This window comes from Vibrio diabolicus, from assembly GCF_011801455.1.
Lineage (GTDB): Bacteria > Pseudomonadota > Gammaproteobacteria > Enterobacterales > Vibrionaceae > Vibrio > Vibrio diabolicus.
Genome location: NZ_CP042451.1, coordinates 2,147,710 through 2,166,638 on the forward strand (window position 1 = coordinate 2,147,710; position 18,929 = coordinate 2,166,638).

Below are 18,929 nucleotides of genomic sequence, written 5' to 3' on the forward strand. Positions count from 1 at the left end.
GTTCACTACTAATAAATCGTGACTCTGGTGTTTTCTAGCGACAATGGTGCTTGTTAAAGTGAGGAAAGGTCGATTAGAGGAAGAATGCGCAGAAGAAAACTGTAGGCCCCTACGCAAAAAAAGGCTGCGATATCGCTGCCTTTTTACATTACTTTAATGGTGCATTTTTATGCTTTCGCTTTTTTACGCTTATCTGTGACTTCCCACTTACCTTCAACAAAGAGCGCTGTCCAACCAGATGGTTTGCCGTTCTCTTCCGAACGAACGTAGTTCTCTTTTGTTTTGCGACTAAAGCGTACAACTGCAGGACGACCATCAGGATCTTCTTGCGGTGCGGTCGCTAGGTATTTGAACTTCTCAGGTAAACGCTCTTCAAAACGTGCCAGTTCAGCAACCAAAGGAGCACGTGTCTCGCGCGATTTCGGGAAGTTGCTTGCCGCCATAAATAGACCTGAAGCACCATCACGAAGTACGAAATACGCATCTGAGTTTTCACAAGGCAACTCGGGGAAATGAACAGGATCTTCTTTCGGTGGCGCGACTTCGCCATTCTTCAGAATCTTACGAGTGTTCTTACACGTTTCACTCGTACAGTCCATGTATTTACCAAAGCGACCGTTCTTAAGCACCATATCAGAGCCACATTTGTCACATTCAACAACTGGACCATCATAGCCTTTGACTTTGAACTCACCGTATTCAACAAGGTAGCCTTCACAGTTCGGGTTATTACCACAAACATGCATCTTACGCTTGTCATCAATCAGGTACGCATCCATCGCCGTTTCACAGATCGGACAACGCTTTTTAGCACGAAGCGCGGCCGTTTCAACGTCTTCTTCTAAAACGTTAATAATACCTTCTTCGTCACCCAAGTTGATGGTTGTCTTACAACGCTCTTTTGGTGGTAACGCGTAACCAGAACAGCCTAAGAACACACCTGTCGAAGCAGTACGGATACCCATTGGACGGCTACACGTCGGACATTCGATATCCGTCATGACGATATGGTTTAGCTTCATACCGCCTTCTGACTCATCCAATTCCGCTTTTTCAAGATCGCCAGTGAAATCAGCAAAGAAGTTATCTAGCACTGCTTTCCAGTTCACTTCACCTTCAGCGATTTGGTCCAGTTTCTGTTCCATGCGGGCGGTGAAGTCGTAGTTCATTAAATCGTTAAAGCTGTCATCAAGGCGGTCGGTAACAATTTCGCCCATTTTTTCGGCGTAGAAACGACGCTGATCAACTTTTACGTAACCACGATCTTGAATCGTAGAAATGATCGATGCATAAGTCGAAGGACGACCAATACCTCGTTTTTCCAGCTCTTTAACCAGTGCTGCTTCAGTGTAGCGCGCAGGTGGCTTTGTAAAGTGCTGTTTAGGGTCAAGTGACTCTAAGCTTAGCTTATCGCCAAGTTGTACCGCAGGAAGGATTGTATCCTCGTTTTTGCCCATTGGACGTTGTACACGAGTCCAGCCGTCAAATTTAAGGATACGGCCTTTCGCTTTAAGCGTGTATTCTGCTGCTTTTACGCTGATGGTTGTTGAATCGTATTCTGCTGGTGTCATTTGACACGCGACAAACTGATTCCAAATCAAAGCGTAAAGTTTGTGCGCATCAGCATCGACACCTTGCAGGTCTTCCGCTTTAACACCCACATTTGAAGGACGGATCGCTTCGTGCGCTTCCTGTGCCCCTTCTTTACTGCCATACGTCAGCGGTTTCGCTGGTAAATACTTATCACCAAACTCAGAACCAATAAAATCACGTACAGCGTCCACAGCCTCGGCACTTAGGTTAGTCGAGTCCGTACGCATATAAGTGATATAACCGGCCTCATAGAGGCGCTGAGCTAGCATCATGGTCTTTTTCACGCCGTAGCCAAGACGTGTACTCGCTGCCTGTTGAAGCGTAGAGGTGATGTAAGGTGCTGAAGGCTTGCTCTTCGTCGGGCGATCTTCACGCTTACATACTTCGTAACTTGCATTCTCAAGCACAGACATCGCTGCTTTGGTTTCTGCCTCATTAACTGGCTTAAACGCAGAACCATCTTTCTGAGCAACAAGTAGTTTAAAGTCCGCTTTGTCTTTCGTTTTCGTATTCGCATGAATATCCCAGAATTCTTCTGGTACAAACGCGTTAATCTCACGCTCACGCTCAACTAATAGTTTCACCGCAACAGACTGCACGCGACCAGCAGATAAACCACGAGCCACTTTTTTCCAAAGTAGAGGTGAAACCATAAAACCAACGACACGGTCCATGAAGCGACGCGCTTGTTGGGCATTAACACCATCCATGTTCAGCTCTCCAGGTGTTTGGAAAGCTTGTTGGATCGCGTTTTTCGTAATTTCGTTAAAAACTACACGTTTGTATCGCTCTTCATCGCCACCGATGATCTCACGAAGGTGCCATGCGATTGCTTCCCCTTCGCGGTCCAAGTCGGTTGCGAGATAAACGCAATCTGCGTCTTTGGCGAGTTTTTGTAGTTCGTTGACAACTTTTTCTTTGCCTGGAAGGATTTGGTAATTCGCTTCCCAGTCATGATATGGGTTAATCCCCATTTTTTTGATCAACGCTTTGCGGTCTTTCTCTTTTTTAACGCGCGCTTTCTCTTCCGGACTCATCCCTTTTGTTGAGATGGCTGCGGCTTTTTTCTCACCAGTGCTTTGACCGGCCGTAGGCAGATCACGCACATGACCAACACTAGACTTAACAATAAAGTCTTTACCAAGGTACTTATTTATCGTCTTTGCCTTGGCTGGTGACTCCACTATAACGAGTGATTTACCCATAACTGACTCTAACGTCCTTCATAATAATGCGGGTAGAAACCTTGTTTAAAGGCCACCCGCATAATGTTCTATTTCATTGCTTCTTTTTTTACTATTGTGCGAGATGAAAAGAAGATCAACTGCTTTTTTGAAATTCAGATCCGATTGGTTGACAATTCATCGTCTTTATACTTCAAAGAGACAGGGTTCTGAAAGGTATTGAGCGGCATATCTAAACAGGCAAACTTAGCATCCGCTAATCCAATGCAATAAATTTTGTTACCCATCACAAAATAGTTTCGTTCAGTGGCTCTTCCATATCCTCCAACTAATCATACTTACACTCTAAAAATTGATCTGTTTAGGCTAAGTGAACGATTGATTGAATTAATCATGCAAACCCATTTTAGTTGTAGGTATACTCAGCGTTCTCAACTGAAATGAATGGTAGAAAAAGTATGTCTGATAGAACGTTTATCGAAGAGTTCGACCTTCTTTTGATCGCTAACCAAATCATCCAAGAACACGATGATTACATCGAAGGGATGCGAGCAACAAGCGTAGAAGAAAAAGAAGGTGTTTTAGTTTTTAAAGGTGAATACTTCCTTGATGACAAAGGTTTACCAACTTCAAATACGACTGCAGTATTCAATATGTTCAAATACTTAGCGCATCACCTTTCCAAGGAATTTACGCTGGTTAAATAGTAGCGGAAAACAAAAAAGCCAGAGTGTTATTCACTCTGGCTTTCCTGTTTCAGGTCAGAATATTTAGCAGCTTAAAGCCTTAAGTTTGTCGAAGTAGTCAGGGAACGTTTTCGACGTACACTTTGGATCGTTAATCGTCACAGGCGTATCACTAAGTGCCACCAGCGAAAAACACATCGCCATTCGATGATCATCGTAAGTATCAATCGCAGCATGCTTTAACTGAGAGACAGGTTTGACAATGATGTAGTCTTCCCCTTCTTCCACTTCCGCACCCACTTTACGTAATTCCGTCGCCATAGCTGACAAACGGTCTGTTTCTTTTACACGCCAGTTATAAACGTTACGAATAGCAGTAGTGCCTTCGGCAAATAGCGCTGTTGTCGCGATGGTCATTGCAGCATCAGGGATATGGTTGTAATCCATATCGATGCCTTTCAATTGACCAACACGTGAAATTACGTAGTCATCACCCCATTCAATTTCTGCACCCATTTTTTCAAGCGCATCAGCAAATTGAATATCACCTTGAATGCTGTTTTTACCGATACCCGTGACTTTAACTTCTCCGCCTTTGATGGCTGCCGCCGCCAAGAAGTAAGAAGCAGAAGACGCGTCACCTTCAACCAAGAAATCACCTGGAGCGATGTATTGCTGACCGGCAGGAATCACAAACTCTTGATAGTCGTTGTTGATCACATCGACCCCAAACTGCTTCATGATATGCAGGGTGATATCGATATAAGGCTTAGAAACCAACTCGCCTTCGATGTTGATGCGAATTTCACCTTCAGCCAATGGCGCAGACATTAAGAAAGCGGTCAAGAACTGACTTGAAATGGATCCATCGATAGAAACTGTACCTGCTTTTAGGCCAGTACCGACTATTTTGAGAGGCGGAAAGTTCTCGTTTTCCATGTACTCAACGTTCGCACCAGCATCTTTCAGTGCCGTGACAAGGTGACCAATTGGACGCTCTTTCATACGAGGTTCGCCCGTCAGTACATACTCCCCTTCTCCAAGACAAAGAGCCGCAGCTAATGGTCTCATCGCAGTGCCAGCATTACCGAGAAATAACTCTACCGGTTCTGAGACAGAAAACGGACGCCCAAGGCCTTCAACGAGACATTCTGTTTTATCTTCGGAAAGTTGGTATTGAACGCCGAGTTTAGTCAGCGCATTCAGCATATGACGGATATCATCACTGTCGAGGAGGTTAGTAAGGCGAGTTCTGCCTTTAGCAAGAGCAGCAAGTAAAAGAGCTCGATTAGAAACGCTTTTAGAGCCAGGAAGATTCACTTCCCCTTGAATTTTATTGATAGGTTGTAACGTTAGGCTTTCCATTAAAAGTTGATAATCCTTTGTGCCCTCAACATACGATTTTTTATGAGAGCTAAACAATTCTTCGTGAATTCAGACTACCCAAAAAAACACGACAAAACCAGAGCAAATCGGCGCTAATTTATGAATATACTCAAGTAGCCTAAAGATGCAGAATTAAAGGCATTGCCAGTGATGTAAATAAGAGCGAAAAAAGCGCGACGAAACAGCAAACTATTTCGACTTTATTTGACGATAAGCCAGCCCTACTGTGCATGCCTGATTAGGCTAAAATAATGTAGGATTAATAAGCGATATCAACTCTGACTCCATCATCAAAATATAAGATACGAACTTCATCCCCTCGACTAAATAGCATATTTTTATCAACATCTTGGATAACATTAATCAGCTTGTCGCCCTTCACTTTAATGAGTAGCTCAACTAACTTATATTCAACCGTGTATTGGTAATTACTTTGATTTTGTGCAACCGCTGCACCTGCAAGTGCACCCACTGCCGTCGCAACTTCTCGTCCAGTACCACCACCAAATTGATTGCCGACTAAACCGCCTATTGTGGCACCAAGTAGCGTTTTCCAACCGTTACTTTTCGATTGAACGACCTCTTGCTGAGTAATATAACGGACAGAGTCAATCTTCCCATACACCACTTCATTTACCGGCTTGGCAACATTTCTTTCATAGGCTGCGTTGGCGGCAAGTGGGAAAAACAGTATGATCCAAAGCCATACTTTCACAATATTTCTTGACCAGGTCATCATAAACTCCTCTGACTCTAATGTTGGTAACGACTTCTTATGGCTATTTATTTAACTGAACTCGATGATACGTTCAACTTTCCCTCACCGTATAAAGCACTCAGCGATCCCAATGGTTTGCTTGCTTTTGGCGGTGACTTAGATCCCATGAGAATCCTCAATGGTTACTATCAAGGCATTTTCCCTTGGTATGGTCCTGGAGAACCTATTCTATGGTGGAGCCCTTCCCCACGCGCTGTTTTTGATCCCTTAGCGTTTAAACCGTCTAAAAGTCTCAAAAAATTTCAGCGTAAACATAACTATAAAGTAACGCTCAATTTCGCGACAGAAGAAGTGATTAGACTATGTTCATCAACACGTCCTGCAGAGGAAACTTGGCTCAACGAGGAAATGCAAACGTCTTACATTGAGTTAGCTAAACTGGGTCACTGTCACTCTGTAGAAGTATGGCATGACAACGAGCTCATTGGGGGACTATATGGCATCTGCGTTGGTCAACTTTTTTGCGGAGAGTCGATGTTTAGCCTAAAAGATAACGCATCTAAAATTGCATTGTGGTACTTATGCAACCATTTGGCGTCAAAGCAAGGTCAATTAATCGATTGTCAGGTTATGAACTCGCACTTGGCATCACTTGGCGCATTTGAACTAGAGCGTAACGAGTTTATGCAAAAACTACTATCTTTAAGAGAAAAACAAACACTATTTGATACCTATAAGCCCCAAGTTTTGCAGGATTCAGTATGAGTACGGATATACAACATATTCGAATTGGATTAACGAATAATCACCCTTGCAGTTACTTGCCTGAACGGCAAGAGCGTGTGGCGGTGGCACTTGATGCAGGGCTGCATACTGAAGAAAACTATCAACTGCTGATGGCCAACGGCTTTCGTCGTAGCGGAGATACCATATATAAACCGCACTGTGAGCATTGTAATGCTTGTCAGCCAATTCGAGTCTCGATTCCGGACGTGACGCTATCAAAAAGCCAGAAGAGGCTGCTCAGTAAAGCACAGTTTTTACGCTGGGAAATGAAACCTGAAATGGATGAGGAATGGTTTGAGCTTTACAGTCGGTACATCTGCAAACGGCATAAAAACGGCACTATGTACCCACCAAAGCGTGATGAGTTTTCTCGGTTTGCCCAAACCAGTTGGTTGACCACTTCATTTTTACATATTTACGATGAGTCAAATCAATTACTCGCCATTGCGGTAACGGATGTAATGACTCAATGTTCGAGTGCATTTTATACTTTTTTTGACCCTGACTACCCGTTATCTCTTGGCACTTTGGCAGTGCTCTATCAAATAAAATACTGCCAAGAAAACAAACAACAGTGGCTTTATTTGGGTTATCAGATTGATGAGTGTCCAGCAATGAACTATAAAACACGCTTTCAACGCCACCAAAGGCTAGTAAATCAGCGTTGGCGAGGGTAGAATACGCCTCAACTTTACATAATTACTATTTAGCGGCAGAATATAGCCCGCTAATATTGCCTAATTTCTAAAGAGGATTAAATGGCTAAAGAAGACGTAATCGAGATGCAAGGCACGGTCCTTGACACTCTACCAAACACTATGTTCCGTGTTGAACTTGAAAACGGTCACGTTGTGACTGCTCACATCTCTGGCAAGATGCGTAAGAACTACATCCGTATCCTAACGGGTGACAAAGTAACTGTAGAGATGACTCCATACGACCTGTCAAAAGGCCGCATCGTCTTCCGCGCTCGTTAATCTCTGATTTTCGGATGCAATAAAAAACGGAGCAGTTTGCTCCGTTTTTTATTGCATGATTTTTATTTCCGAGTAGGTTCAGACAAACAAAAAGCGCACGATAAAATCGTGCGCTTTTACTTCCCTACGGAGCAATTAATGCATCGCTGCCTCTTTCTCACTCAAATATTCAAATTTAAGTGTGTCATTCACTAGTGTTACTTTCACAGTGCCGCCGTCGACTAGAGAGCCAAACAACAATTCGTTAGCCAAAGGTTTCTTAAGTTGCTCTTGGATAACGCGTCCCATTGGGCGAGCACCCATCGCCTTATCATAACCTTTATTCGCTAACCAATGGCGTGCATCTTGCGATACCTCCATTGATACGCCACGAGCATCAAGTTGCACCTGCAGTTCAACAATAAACTTATCAACAACTTGATGGATAACGCTTTCATCAAGGCTGTTAAACCAGATGATGTTATCAAGACGGTTACGGAACTCAGGAGTGAATACCTTCTTAATTTCCGCCATCGCATCGTGACTGTTGTCTTGCTGAATCAAACCAATTGATTTCTTCTCAGTTTCAGCCACACCCGCGTTGGTTGTCATAACGAGGATGACATTACGGAAGTCTGCTTTACGACCGTTGTTGTCCGTTAGCGTACCATTATCCATCACTTGCAATAGCAAATTAAAGATATCTGGATGCGCTTTCTCAATCTCATCGAGTAATACGACTGAATGTGGGTGCTTGATAACAGCGTCTGTCAGCAAGCCACCTTGGTCGTAACCGACATAACCAGGAGGTGCACCAATTAAGCGACTCACGGAGTGACGCTCACCATATTCCGACATATCAAAACGAAGTAGCTCGATCCCTAGAAGCTTAGATAGCTGCACCGTCACCTCTGTTTTACCCACCCCAGTAGGGCCAGCAAACAAGAATGAACCAACTGGTTTGTTATCCACGCCCAAACCTGCACGTGTCAGCTTGATCGCTTCGGATAATGCATCAATCGCATTATCTTGACCAAATACCAACATCTTCATCTTGCTATCTAGGTTCTTCAAGATGTCTTTATCTGAAGAAGAAACCGACTTCTCTGGGATTCGTGCCATCTTGGCAACCATCGCTTCGATATCGGCAACACCAACCGTTTTCTTACGGCGGCTTGCAGGAGCAAGACGACTGCGAGCACCAGCTTCATCAATGACATCAATGGCTTTATCTGGTAAATGACGTTCATTGATGTATTTCGCCGAAAGTTCTACCGCGGCACGCAGTGCTTTATTGGTGTAACGTACTTCATGGTGTGCTTCGTACTTCGGCTTCAAGCCCATCAAGATTTTAGTTGTGTCATCCAGAGAAGGCTCTACAACGTCTATCTTTTGGAAACGACGGGACAACGCACGCTCTTTCTCGAAAATGTTGCTGTATTCTTGGTATGTAGTCGAGCCGATACAACGCAACTTACCGCTACTTAGTAGAGGTTTGATAAGGTTTGCGGCATCAACTTGACCACCAGAAGCCGCACCCGCACCGATGATTGTGTGTATCTCATCGATGAACAAAATTGCATCTTCTTCTTTTTCAAGCTGTTTCAAAATCGCCTTGAAGCGTTTTTCAAAATCACCACGGTACTTAGTACCAGCCAATAGAGAACCAATATCCAATGAGTAAATCACGCTGTTTTGAATAACTTCCGGGACCTGCCCTTCTACAATTCGCCAAGCAAGACCTTCTGCGATGGCTGTTTTACCTACCCCGGCTTCACCCACTAGTAATGGGTTATTCTTGCGGCGGCGGCAAAGTACTTGAATAGTGCGCTCTAGCTCTTTATCGCGACCAATCAGTGGATCGATATTGCCATCTTTAGCGACCTGATTAAGGTTAGTCGCAAAGCTTTCCAAACGTTCTTCAGAATTCGGCTCTTCGACACTCTCTGAACTGAACGAATCTGATGATGGGTCTTCGCTTGCACCTGACGCTTTAGTAATACCATGGGAGATAAAGTTAACAATATCTAAGCGGGAGATGTCGTTTTTCTTCAGTAGGTAGGCGGCATGCGACTCTTGCTCACTGAAGATCGCCACAAGCACGTTTGCACCTGTTACTTCGTTGCGGCCAGACGACTGTACATGAAAGACGGCGCGTTGTAGCACACGTTGAAAACTCAAAGTCGGCTGGGTTTCACGCGTCTCATCACTGTCTGGGATAAGAGGCGTAGTTTGATCGATGAATATATCGAGTTCGTTACGTAAAGCGTCAAGATCCGCTTTACAAGCTAAAAGGGCTTCCTTAGCTGCATCATTTTCCAATAATGCAAGTAGGAGGTGTTCGACAGTCATAAACTCGTGGCGTTTATCTCGCGCCCGAGCAAATGCACCGTTAAGGCTTGACTCTAGTTCTTTATTTAGCATAAGTACCTCCCGAAAAAACAACTTGGGTTGTTCGAGCAAGTCTTCTTTGTTTACGCTTGCTCCATAGTGCAAAGTAGCGGATGTTCATTTTCCCTTGCGTACATCGTAACTTGCGCTACTTTTGTTTCGGCAATTTCTGCACTGTATGTGCCACAGATTGCCTTTCCTTCATAGTGAATCTTGAGCATGATCTGAGTCGCTTTATCAATGTCATGTGAAAAGAATCGCTCAAGTACCTCTATGACGAAATCCATAGGTGTATAGTCATCATTATTTAGTACAACATTGTACAGCTTAGGTGGCTGAACTTTCGTACTTTCTCGCTCCAGAAGATCAGAGTCCGGAGTGACCCATTCAAAATTTTTACTCATGGCAATTCAAAGATATCGTATCAAAGGGTTGATGTTTTCGACCTATAAAAACAATCTACCACAAGCGTGCAGCGCGGTGTAGTGAGATATGGCACCGAATTCGATCTTTGATCGATAAAAGTTGCTACCTAATATAGAGACTAATGCAGGTCTTGAGGGGGCGCAAATAAAAGATGCTTGTCGATAAGTTACACATTTTTACTTATAAAATAACTTTCTTTTTACCCCCTCCGAGCTATTGCGAAACATCTCTCAGTCTTCTACCGAGATCACACTTCCTAACTGAGAATGGGGTAATTATCACGAAAACTTCATTTTTTATTCAGTTAGAGGATTCATCTATCATAAGCAACACGAACAGTATGGTTTTTCCAATGAATACTACTTTGCAGGCTAATTGACCAAACTTCCGCGTATATACGAAAAACTGTTTGCAAATTTGTTAATCTCAAAAGTGATTTGTTTTCAATTATATTTCTGTTTGTTGCTTAATGCTATTGACTGTCGGGATTCATTGACTACAGTGGAAAGTGTTGATGCATAAATCGTCATTTTGAATCCATTTGTTTTTAAGCAGCTTGGTGAATGTGATTTCTCATTGACTAGATGTTTGTTAGCGTTCGCTGACAATAGTAGTACCAGGTTAAAGGTATAACTTGGTTGTTGTAACAACTCAGTAAAAAATGCATGAGGGATGTAAAAGCATGGCTACAGGTACAGTAAAGTGGTTTAACAATGCCAAAGGATTTGGGTTTATTTGTTCAGATGAAGAAGAGGGAGATATCTTTGCCCACTACTCAACTATCCAGATGGACGGTTATCGTACACTGAAAGCAGGCCAACAAGTCTCATACGAGATTGAAAAAGGTCCCAAAGGCTGTCACGCGAGTAGCGTCGTGCCTCTTGAAGGTCAAGCCAAATAATTAGAGCGCTGTCGAAAAATAAAAATATTGCTCTCGAAACGTCATTTTGATGTTCTGAAGAGAAAAATAAACCCGCCAAGATAGCGGGTTTCTTACTATTTGTAGCTTATGAAATACAGATAGACCACATACAAAGTATTGATAAAAGAAGAAACACGCCGAAAGCGACGTGCTCTTTTCATCTATTTTACTTGTTAATGATCGCGTTAAAGGTTTCGCTTGGGCGCATCAACTTAGAAACCAATGCATCGTCTAGCAGGTAGTAACCGCCCAGCTCTCCTTTCACACCCTGTGAGTTGTTTAGCTCAGCGACGATTTTTTCTTCATGCTCTGACAACGCTTTCGCAATCGGTGCAAACTCAGCAGCGAGATCAGCATCGTCTGTTTGCTCGGCAAGTGCTTTCGCCCAGTAAAGTGCGAGGTAGAAATGACTACCGCGGTTATCTAATTCGCCCACTTTACGTGACGGAGACTTGTTGGTATCTAAAAACTCACCAGTCGCTTTGTCTAGCGTATCCGCCAAAACTTGCGCTTTCGGGTTGTTTGCCACCACACTTAGATGTTCTAGGGATGCAGCTAGTGCTAAGAACTCACCTAAAGAATCCCAACGAAGGTGATTCTCTTTTTCTACTTGTTGAACATGCTTAGGAGCAGAACCACCAGCACCTGTTTCAAATAGACCACCGCCATTCATCAGTGGAACGATAGATAGCATCTTAGCTGACGTGCCTAACTCTAAAATTGGGAACAAGTCTGTTAGGTAGTCACGAAGAACGTTACCCGTTACAGAAATAGTATCTAGACCCGCTTTCATACGCTCTAGCGAGTACTTACAAGCATCAACAGGAGATAGGATCTTAATCTCTAGACCGTCAGTATCGTGCTCTGGTAAGTACGTATTTACTTTCTTAATGAGTTCAGCATCGTGCGCACGGTTTTCGTCTAGCCAGAATACGGCTGGAACACCTGTTGCACGTGCGCGAGTCACTGCTAGTTTAACCCAATCTTGGATTGGTGCGTCCTTCACCTGACACATACGGAAGATATCGCCTTCTTCAACCGCTTGCTCTAACAATACGTTACCCGCAGTATCAACAACGCGAACAGTACCCGCTGCGTCTAGAATGAATGTCTTGTCGTGAGAACCATACTCTTCTGCTTTTTGAGCCATTAAGCCAACGTTAGGTACGCTACCCATAGTGGTTGGGTCAAATGCGCCGTGCTCTTTACAGAAATCAATAACCGCTTGGTAAATACCTGCGTAGCTACGATCTGGAATCATCGCTTTGGTGTCTTTTTGTTTACCATCTGGTCCCCACATTTGACCAGAAGAGCGAAGCATTGCTGGCATAGAAGCATCTACAATAATGTCGCTTGGTACATGTAAGTTTGTGATACCACGATCAGAATCAACCATCGCAAGTTCTGGTTGAGTTTGGTAAACCGCTTGAATGGCCGCTTCAACTTCTGCTTTTTGCGCTTCAGGTAGAGACTCAATTTTTGAGTAAACATCACCGATGCCATTGTTTACATCAACGCCTAGCTCTTCAAACAGCTTGCCGTACTTATCGAAAACGTCTTTGTAGTAAACTTTTACTGCATGGCCGAAAATGACAGGGTCAGAAACTTTCATCATTGTCGCTTTCATATGAAGAGACAGCAGCACGTCTTGTGCTTTCGCTTCAGCAATCTCTTTCTCGAAAAATTCAACCAGCGCCTTCTTCTTCATCACTGAAGTGTCAATGACTTCTTTATCTAGTAATGGGAACGCAGACTTGAGCTCTTTAACTGTACCGTCATTACCAACAAACTCGATTTTTACCTCTGTTGCACCAGAGATAGTCGTGGACTTTTCGCTACCAAAGAAGTCATTGTCTGACATGCTCGCAACATGAGACTTAGACTCTGATGACCACGCACCCATTGAATGTGGATTTTTCTTCGCGTAGTTCTTAACCGAAGTTGGAGCACGACGGTCTGAGTTACCTTCACGAAGTACTGGGTTAACCGCACTACCTTTGATTTTGTCGTAAGCCGCTTTAATCGCTTTCTCTTCGTACGTGCTCGGTTCTTCTGGGTAGTTTGGTAAATCGTAACCTTTCGCCTGAAGCTCTTTAATCGCCGCTTTAAGCTGAGGAACTGAAGCTGAAATGTTAGGTAGCTTGATGATATTTGCTTCTGGAGTTTGAGCTAGTTCACCAAGCTCTGTCAACGCATCGCCAATGCGCTGTTCTTCTTTTAGATGCTCTGGGAAGTTAGCGATAATTCGACCTGCTAGTGAAATATCACGAGTATCTACATTGATGCCAGACGATGCTGTGAATGATTGAATGATTGGTAGTAATGAATAAGTTGCTAGCGCCGGCGCTTCATCAGTGATGGTGTAGATAATTGTAGGTTTTTCTGTAGGCATGAAATTTCCCTATTTTTTAATCAACTTGTTGGCTGATCAACTCAGCGTCTGAGTTGGTTTAATTGACGCATTGCTGCACGTTAGCAGTACATGTCTCCTCACTAACGCCACATGCGGTTCGCACTCTTTGTTGTAGTTTGAAGCTCTGGGCTCTGAATCCATGAGTGCACTGATATAATTAAACAAATAACACGAATTAGTCTATCATTCTGTGCGCGTTTGTTAGTTTTAGGCGCGCAAATCATATCCGATCATGAGAAAACTTAAAACTTTCAAACACAGTTCATTTACATTTTTGCAGGGTAGTTAACATGTCATCTCGTACAGGTCATGAAAAAGGTCGCGGTCGCAATCAATCCCAAACGGGCCGATTTAAACACTCAGGAGCTCGCAATAGCTCAAAGACTCGTACTCAAACAAACCGTCGCCCTGTTCGCTCAGCAAGAAACCAAAAGCCAAAAGTGGATCCAAAAGACCGTAAAGTCATTATATTCAACAAGCCTTACGACACGCTCAGTCAATTTACCGATGGTGATGGTCGCAAAACGTTAGCGGACTATATCCCAATCAAAGATGTCTATGCGGCTGGCCGATTGGACCGAGACAGCGAAGGTTTGATGGTGCTCACTAACGATGGCATCTTGCAGGCGAAGCTCACGCAGCCAAAGTCAAAATCCCCGAAGACTTATTGGGTTCAAGTCGATGGCGCTCCTCTAGAGCAAGATCTTGAAAAATTGAGAAAGGGAGTAGAGCTAAAAGATGGTATGACCCTACCAGCCGAAGTTGAAGTGATTCCAGAACCACAAGTCTGGGATAGAACCCCTCCTGTTCGTTTTCGCGCAAATATCCCTACCACTTGGTTAGCCATTACCATTATTGAAGGAAGAAATCGTCAGGTGCGTCGCATGACTGCGCACATTGGCTTCCCTACTTTGCGCCTCATTCGTCATTCGATGGGTGATATCGTCCTTAAAGACCTAATGCCTGGTGAATGGAGAGAAATCTCTCTCTAATAGGCAGAAAAGATAAAAGCAGGCTTAAAGCCTGCTTTTTAGATTCGTACTTTTTCAGTTAAGCCCTATCTAATGAACTAAGGGATTACTGCTCAGCAAGCCAGTTTTTAAATGCCTCTTTTTCCGCCGGAGACGCTTTCTGGTACATCGTCTTTAATACATCAACCATTGGGCTGTCGTTCGATGCGACTGTTGAACGGGTATCACTACTCTCAACTCGAGGCTCGATATCACTTACTGATTGTTGATGCTGATTCACAGTTACATAACTAACGGCAACACTCGCGATACCGCCAGCAATATTGTAGTTACGAGATTCTTGAGGGTAATTACGACCAATTTGAACACCATCTGACTCTAATACATCTTCGACCAAAGCAATAGGTTGACCTTTGGTGTCCAGCAGTTGCCAATCTAAAGGTGAGATGTTGTTTTGCGCTTGACGAAGAGTTTTAAACTCTGGTAGTTCAAACTTTAGTTTTTCATTTTCAACATCAAACTTAGCGATGATCACGTCACTGTAAACTGTCTTAAGGTTTTCGTTTGTTTCAAAAGCAGGTTGATATTTGAAGACAATTTGGTTAGTTCCGTCGGGGATCTCAATTGTCTTCTCACTAGAGAAAAGTCCCCCCTCAAGTTTTGGCTTCTCCATATTGACGGCCAGTAACTTCACGTCTTCTGGAACCACTAAAGTCGTTGCAGCATAAAGGTTTGTACTGGCAAGAATAGACAACGCCATTGCCACTTTTAATGATAACTGCATAGAGTTTTTCATCCTTATCTTCATAGTAAAAGACCCAGCATATAGCTGGGTCTTACAATATCAAACTGGGTATTGATTACCAGTAGAAACGTGCACCAACACCGAAGTCAGTTTTAGAATCAGTTTCTGCAGTTGTTTTACCAGCTTCTAGCTTATCACCATCAAAATTGTAACCCGCTTCTGCGAATACGCGAGCCCATTTAGAGAACTTGTATTCAACGCCAGCGTAAAACTTAGATTGGTCGCCATCTTTCTTGCCAGATTTGTCAGAAGATGACATTACTAGCTCGTAGCCAGAGTAAAGTGTTGTTTTAGGAGCTACAGCGAACATGCCTGCTAGAGAGATACCGTGAGAATCGATAGTCTCGTTAGCTGCTTTGTCTTCATTTTCGTTGTAGTAGTACGTAGCACCTAGAGTGTGCTCATCTAGAGCGTATTCAGCAGTTACTTCGAAAGATAGGTTCTCAGTGTTGTTACCTTTAGAAGCAATCTTGTTCTCAGAAGAAAGAACGCCAGCGTGTACAGATAGGTCATTGAAAGACTTACCTACGAATACTTCGCGGATTTCTTCGTTTTGATCTTTCTCACCTAGCGCGTAACCAGCTTTTAGCCAGAATGCGTCATTTTCGTAAGCGTATTTAATTTGAGAAGAGTTGTTCCACGCGTGTCCGTAAAGAAGTGCAGAACCACCGAAGAAGTATGAGTAATCAGCTCCGTAGATGTCATCAGCCCAAGTACCTTCTTTACCAAAACGAAGTGTACCCATATCGCCCATGTCGAAGCCAAAGATGTGACGGCGTACGTATACTGAGTCATCAGTACGCTCGCTTGAATCAGCACCTGCACCGTAGTTGTCACCTAGAGCAACACCGATTTCAACTTCACCTAGAACTTTTAGGTTGTCGTTTACAACGTAAACACCATTTACACCCATACGAGAAGAGCTAGTGTTTAGCTCTGCAGTGTGGTCTGTGCTGTCTAGGAATAGAAGAGTTGGACGTAGCTGACCGTAGAAATCTACAGAACCTTCTTCAGATTTGAATACTTCAGCTGCGTTCACTGAAGTTGCAGACGCAACTACAGCTAGTGCTAATAGAGTTTTTTTCATAATTAATCCACTGCCTTTTCTTAGTTCGGGATATCCTTGTCCGGTTCCCTTTTTTTATATGTTTGAGATAGAGCGTTAACAAAACGTTATACAGCGCCTTCTCAAAATCTGGAGCTAAGAGTGCAAAAGATTATTCTGGCTGTCAAATTTTCTAAATACCAATGTAAAAAAACAAAAATAACATTTAAAAACAATAGCTTGAAAAGTTTATCTTTATTTATTCGACGAACATCTAATCAATCCTCTTGATTTTTCATAATTTATAAAACCATTAACAATGAGATTTTAAACCCAAAACAAATACTAAAAAACACAATATATAGAATAAAAAACCATACAAATATCATATTTGGAGTTTTATATTTTTCATATAATGAAATTAATTTCATTTAGATAAGGTTCAATATTTTTTTGTGAAGAAGATCTACATTCCTCATAAAAGCATTCCGTTTTGTGAACTACTGTACAACTAGTGATGTGTGCTACTATTCGCCTCCAACGCATTTGAGGCCCGTATGCTGACCAGTAACATTCAAAAATCGATTCGTAATAGCTATCAAAACCTGCAAGATCAACTTGATAACTTTGTACCTAGAAGAGCACAAAACTACCTTGTTGCAGAGATTGCAAAAACGCTGTGCGGTCAGTACCACAAATCTAACCGAATACTGGTTGCAGAAGCAGGGACTGGAATTGGTAAGTCGCTCTCCTATCTAATGGCTGCCATCCCCGTGGCTGTACATAACAATAGAAAAGTGGTTATCTCAACGGCGACCGTAGCTCTGCAAGAGCAGCTCATAAATAAAGACCTCCCTCTTTTTCGTCGGATTACCGACCGAGAGTTTTCTTTTATTTTGGCAAAAGGCCGTCAACGCTATTGTTGTGCAGAAAAACTTGCTTCAGCTTGTGGTGCTGATGGTGGTCAGTTAGCCATGTTCGAAACCAAGCCTAAGCAAAAAGATATAGAGCTGTTGGAAACAATGCATCGCTCTCTTGCGCAAGGTAAATGGGATGGTGACCGTGATTCTTGGCCTAAAACCATCGATGATAAGCTATGGCAACTGATTGTCAGTGATAAACACAGTTGCAATAACAGTTTACCGGGCCATCGCGGCTGTCCATTTCAAAAAGCGCGCTCAGAGCTGGATAAGAATGATGTCATCATTGCGAACCACTCTCTCGTCATGGCAGACGCAGACTTGGGGGGCGGAGTAATCTTACCTGAGCCAGAAAACACGATATACGTCTTTGACGAGGCACATCACTTGCCTCATGTCGCCCGCGATCATGCTTCAGCATCTGCGAGCTTAAAAGGTGCGGCAGCATGGCTTGAGAAGTTAAATCAGTCGATTAGCAAGTTTTCATCGCTCGCAGACGAGAAGCGCGTAGCTCGATTTCGCAACGACCTTCAAGACGCGGTTCAGAACTTGATACCAGCACTGACTCAACTGCCTAAACAGTTCGATCCAGCTCAATTTGAAGAGAGTATCTACCGCTTTGAGCACGGTGAACTACCAGAATGGCTAGAGAACCAATCCAAAGAGTTAAAGCAGTTCAGTAAAAAAGCAAATCAAAGTGTGGCAAAAATTGCCGACCTTATTGCGGAAAGAGTAAAAGATGGGGAGCTTGCGACAAGATTGGCTGAACCAGCGCTTGCAGAGCTCGGCTTCTACATTCAAAGGTTAGAAAACCTAGCGCAAGTATGGCACTTGATGGCTGAGCCAACTCGTGAAAAAGGTGCGCCTTTAGCTCGCTGGTTAGAAACCCACCCCGATCGCGAGGGTGATTTCATTGTGAGTGTTTCTCCGCTTGAAATTGGATGGCAACTCGACCAACAAATTTGGAGCAGGTGCATTGGCGCCATTTTAGTTTCCGCAACGATGCGTGCATTAAACTCCTTCCATTACTTTTGCCATCAGGTTGGTATTGATGGAAAACCAGAATCAGGCACACAGTTTTTAGCGCTTGCGTCACCATTCGATTACCAAAACCAGGCAGAATTGCTCATCCCTGCGATGAAATATGAACCACCAGCGCCTCAATTTACTGAATATCTTATTGAGATATTGCCTAAGTACTTGGAAGACAAGAAAGCCAACTTAGTATTATTCTCATCCTATTGGCAGATGAACCAAGTTGCGAAGGCGCTGTCTTCGGAGTTCATAAAAAAAGGCTGGGCATTGCAAGTTCAAGGTGAAAGCTCACGTCAAGAAATTCTAAAAAAACATAAAAAGCTAATAGAATCAAATAAAACCAGCATCTTATTTGGTACTGGCAGTTTCTCTGAGGGGCTAGATTTACCTGGCGAATTACTTGAAAACTTGGTGATAACAAAAATTCCATTTGGTGTTCCAACCTCCCCTGTCGAACAGGCTCACTCCGAATATATCGAGAAAAAAGGTGGGAACCCGTTTATGCAAATAACTGTACCTGACGCAAGCAAAAAGCTGATCCAGAGCGTAGGTCGCTTACTGCGTAAAGAGAGAGATTCTGGTAGAGTAACGATTCTTGATCGACGCCTAGTCACTAAGCGATACGGACAAGCCTTAATCGACTCACTACCTCCATTTAAACGTAAAATAGAATATTAGAAGAATCACCATTT

15 protein-coding genes are annotated in these 18,929 nt (G+C 43.3%); 7 read left to right on the forward strand and 8 right to left on the reverse strand.

Annotated features, from left to right (window positions below):
• Window positions 1–167: 167 nt before the first annotated feature.
• Window positions 168–2,798, reverse strand: a complete 2,631-nt coding sequence (gene topA, locus FR741_RS10220) for a type I DNA topoisomerase (RefSeq protein WP_005390711.1) — start codon at window positions 2,796–2,798, stop codon at window positions 168–170.
• 437 nt (window positions 2,799–3,235) lie between these two features.
• On the opposite strand from topA, the gene FR741_RS10225 reads away from it, so the two are divergent.
• Window positions 3,236–3,484, forward strand: a complete 249-nt coding sequence (locus FR741_RS10225; protein ID WP_005387884.1) for a YciN family protein — start codon at window positions 3,236–3,238, stop codon at window positions 3,482–3,484.
• A 63-nt stretch (window positions 3,485–3,547) separates the two neighbouring features.
• Here the strand turns inward: FR741_RS10225 and aroA are convergent, their stop codons facing one another.
• Window positions 3,548–4,828: a 3-phosphoshikimate 1-carboxyvinyltransferase gene (aroA, locus tag FR741_RS10230; RefSeq protein ID WP_046874732.1), complete on the reverse strand. Its 1,281-nt coding sequence runs from the start codon at window positions 4,826–4,828 to the stop codon at window positions 3,548–3,550.
• A 280-nt stretch (window positions 4,829–5,108) separates the two neighbouring features.
• Window positions 5,109–5,585, reverse strand: coding sequence for an outer membrane lipoprotein (locus FR741_RS10235; RefSeq protein ID WP_046874731.1), 477 nt, complete (start codon window positions 5,583–5,585; stop codon window positions 5,109–5,111).
• 39 nt (window positions 5,586–5,624) lie between these two features.
• Between FR741_RS10235 and aat the strand changes: the two genes are divergently transcribed.
• The 3 genes from aat to infA all read left to right on the forward strand — a co-directional run bounded on the left by aat (window position 5,625) and on the right by infA (window position 7,330).
• On the forward strand, window positions 5,625–6,332 hold the full coding sequence (gene aat / locus FR741_RS10240) for a leucyl/phenylalanyl-tRNA--protein transferase (RefSeq protein ID WP_167426750.1): 708 nt from the start codon (window positions 5,625–5,627) through the stop codon (window positions 6,330–6,332).
• Window positions 6,329–7,030, forward strand: coding sequence for an arginyltransferase (locus FR741_RS10245; RefSeq protein ID WP_104974297.1), 702 nt, complete (start codon window positions 6,329–6,331; stop codon window positions 7,028–7,030). The genes aat and FR741_RS10245 overlap by 4 nt, the downstream gene beginning before the upstream one ends.
• Window positions 7,031–7,111: 81 nt before the next feature.
• Window positions 7,112–7,330, forward strand: a complete 219-nt coding sequence (gene infA / locus FR741_RS10250) for a translation initiation factor IF-1 (RefSeq protein WP_001040192.1) — start codon at window positions 7,112–7,114, stop codon at window positions 7,328–7,330.
• A 135-nt stretch (window positions 7,331–7,465) separates the two neighbouring features.
• Here infA and clpA read toward each other — a convergent pair whose 3' ends face one another.
• Together clpA and clpS are read right to left on the reverse strand one after the other, a co-directional pair.
• Entirely contained in the window at window positions 7,466–9,733 is a 2,268-nt protein-coding gene (gene clpA / locus FR741_RS10255) for an ATP-dependent Clp protease ATP-binding subunit ClpA (protein WP_005390700.1), read from the reverse strand.
• Window positions 9,734–9,783: 50 nt separating this feature from the next.
• Window positions 9,784–10,104 carry an ATP-dependent Clp protease adapter ClpS gene (gene clpS, locus FR741_RS10260; RefSeq protein ID WP_031780157.1) on the reverse strand — a complete coding sequence of 107 codons (321 nt, stop codon included), beginning with the start codon at window positions 10,102–10,104 and terminating at the stop codon, window positions 9,784–9,786.
• 704 nt (window positions 10,105–10,808) lie between these two features.
• Here clpS and cspD point away from each other — a divergent pair.
• Window positions 10,809–11,027, forward strand: coding sequence for a cold shock domain-containing protein CspD (gene cspD, locus FR741_RS10265; RefSeq protein WP_005378407.1), 219 nt, complete (start codon window positions 10,809–10,811; stop codon window positions 11,025–11,027).
• 187 nt (window positions 11,028–11,214) lie between these two features.
• On the opposite strand, the gene FR741_RS10270 is transcribed toward cspD, so the two are convergent.
• Window positions 11,215–13,440, reverse strand: a complete 2,226-nt coding sequence (locus tag FR741_RS10270; protein WP_167426751.1) for an NADP-dependent isocitrate dehydrogenase — start codon at window positions 13,438–13,440, stop codon at window positions 11,215–11,217.
• A gap of 311 nt (window positions 13,441–13,751) precedes the next feature.
• Between FR741_RS10270 and FR741_RS10275 the strand changes: the two genes are divergently transcribed.
• The gene (locus FR741_RS10275) at window positions 13,752–14,453 is read left to right on the forward strand and encodes a pseudouridine synthase (RefSeq protein WP_085343558.1); all 702 of its coding nucleotides are present in this window, start codon (window positions 13,752–13,754) and stop codon (window positions 14,451–14,453) included.
• A gap of 85 nt (window positions 14,454–14,538) precedes the next feature.
• On the opposite strand, the gene FR741_RS10280 is transcribed toward FR741_RS10275, so the two are convergent.
• Both FR741_RS10280 and FR741_RS10285 read right to left on the reverse strand, forming a co-directional pair.
• Entirely contained in the window at window positions 14,539–15,216 is a 678-nt protein-coding gene (locus FR741_RS10280) for a DUF2057 family protein (RefSeq protein ID WP_012841993.1), read from the reverse strand.
• Window positions 15,217–15,292: 76 nt separating this feature from the next.
• On the reverse strand, window positions 15,293–16,324 hold the full coding sequence (locus FR741_RS10285) for a porin (protein WP_006742133.1): 1,032 nt from the start codon (window positions 16,322–16,324) through the stop codon (window positions 15,293–15,295).
• Between the two features lie 515 nt (window positions 16,325–16,839).
• Between FR741_RS10285 and dinG the strand changes: the two genes are divergently transcribed.
• Window positions 16,840–18,915, forward strand: a complete 2,076-nt coding sequence (gene dinG, locus FR741_RS10290; RefSeq protein ID WP_124008674.1) for an ATP-dependent DNA helicase DinG — start codon at window positions 16,840–16,842, stop codon at window positions 18,913–18,915.
• Window positions 18,916–18,929 lie beyond the last annotated feature (14 nt).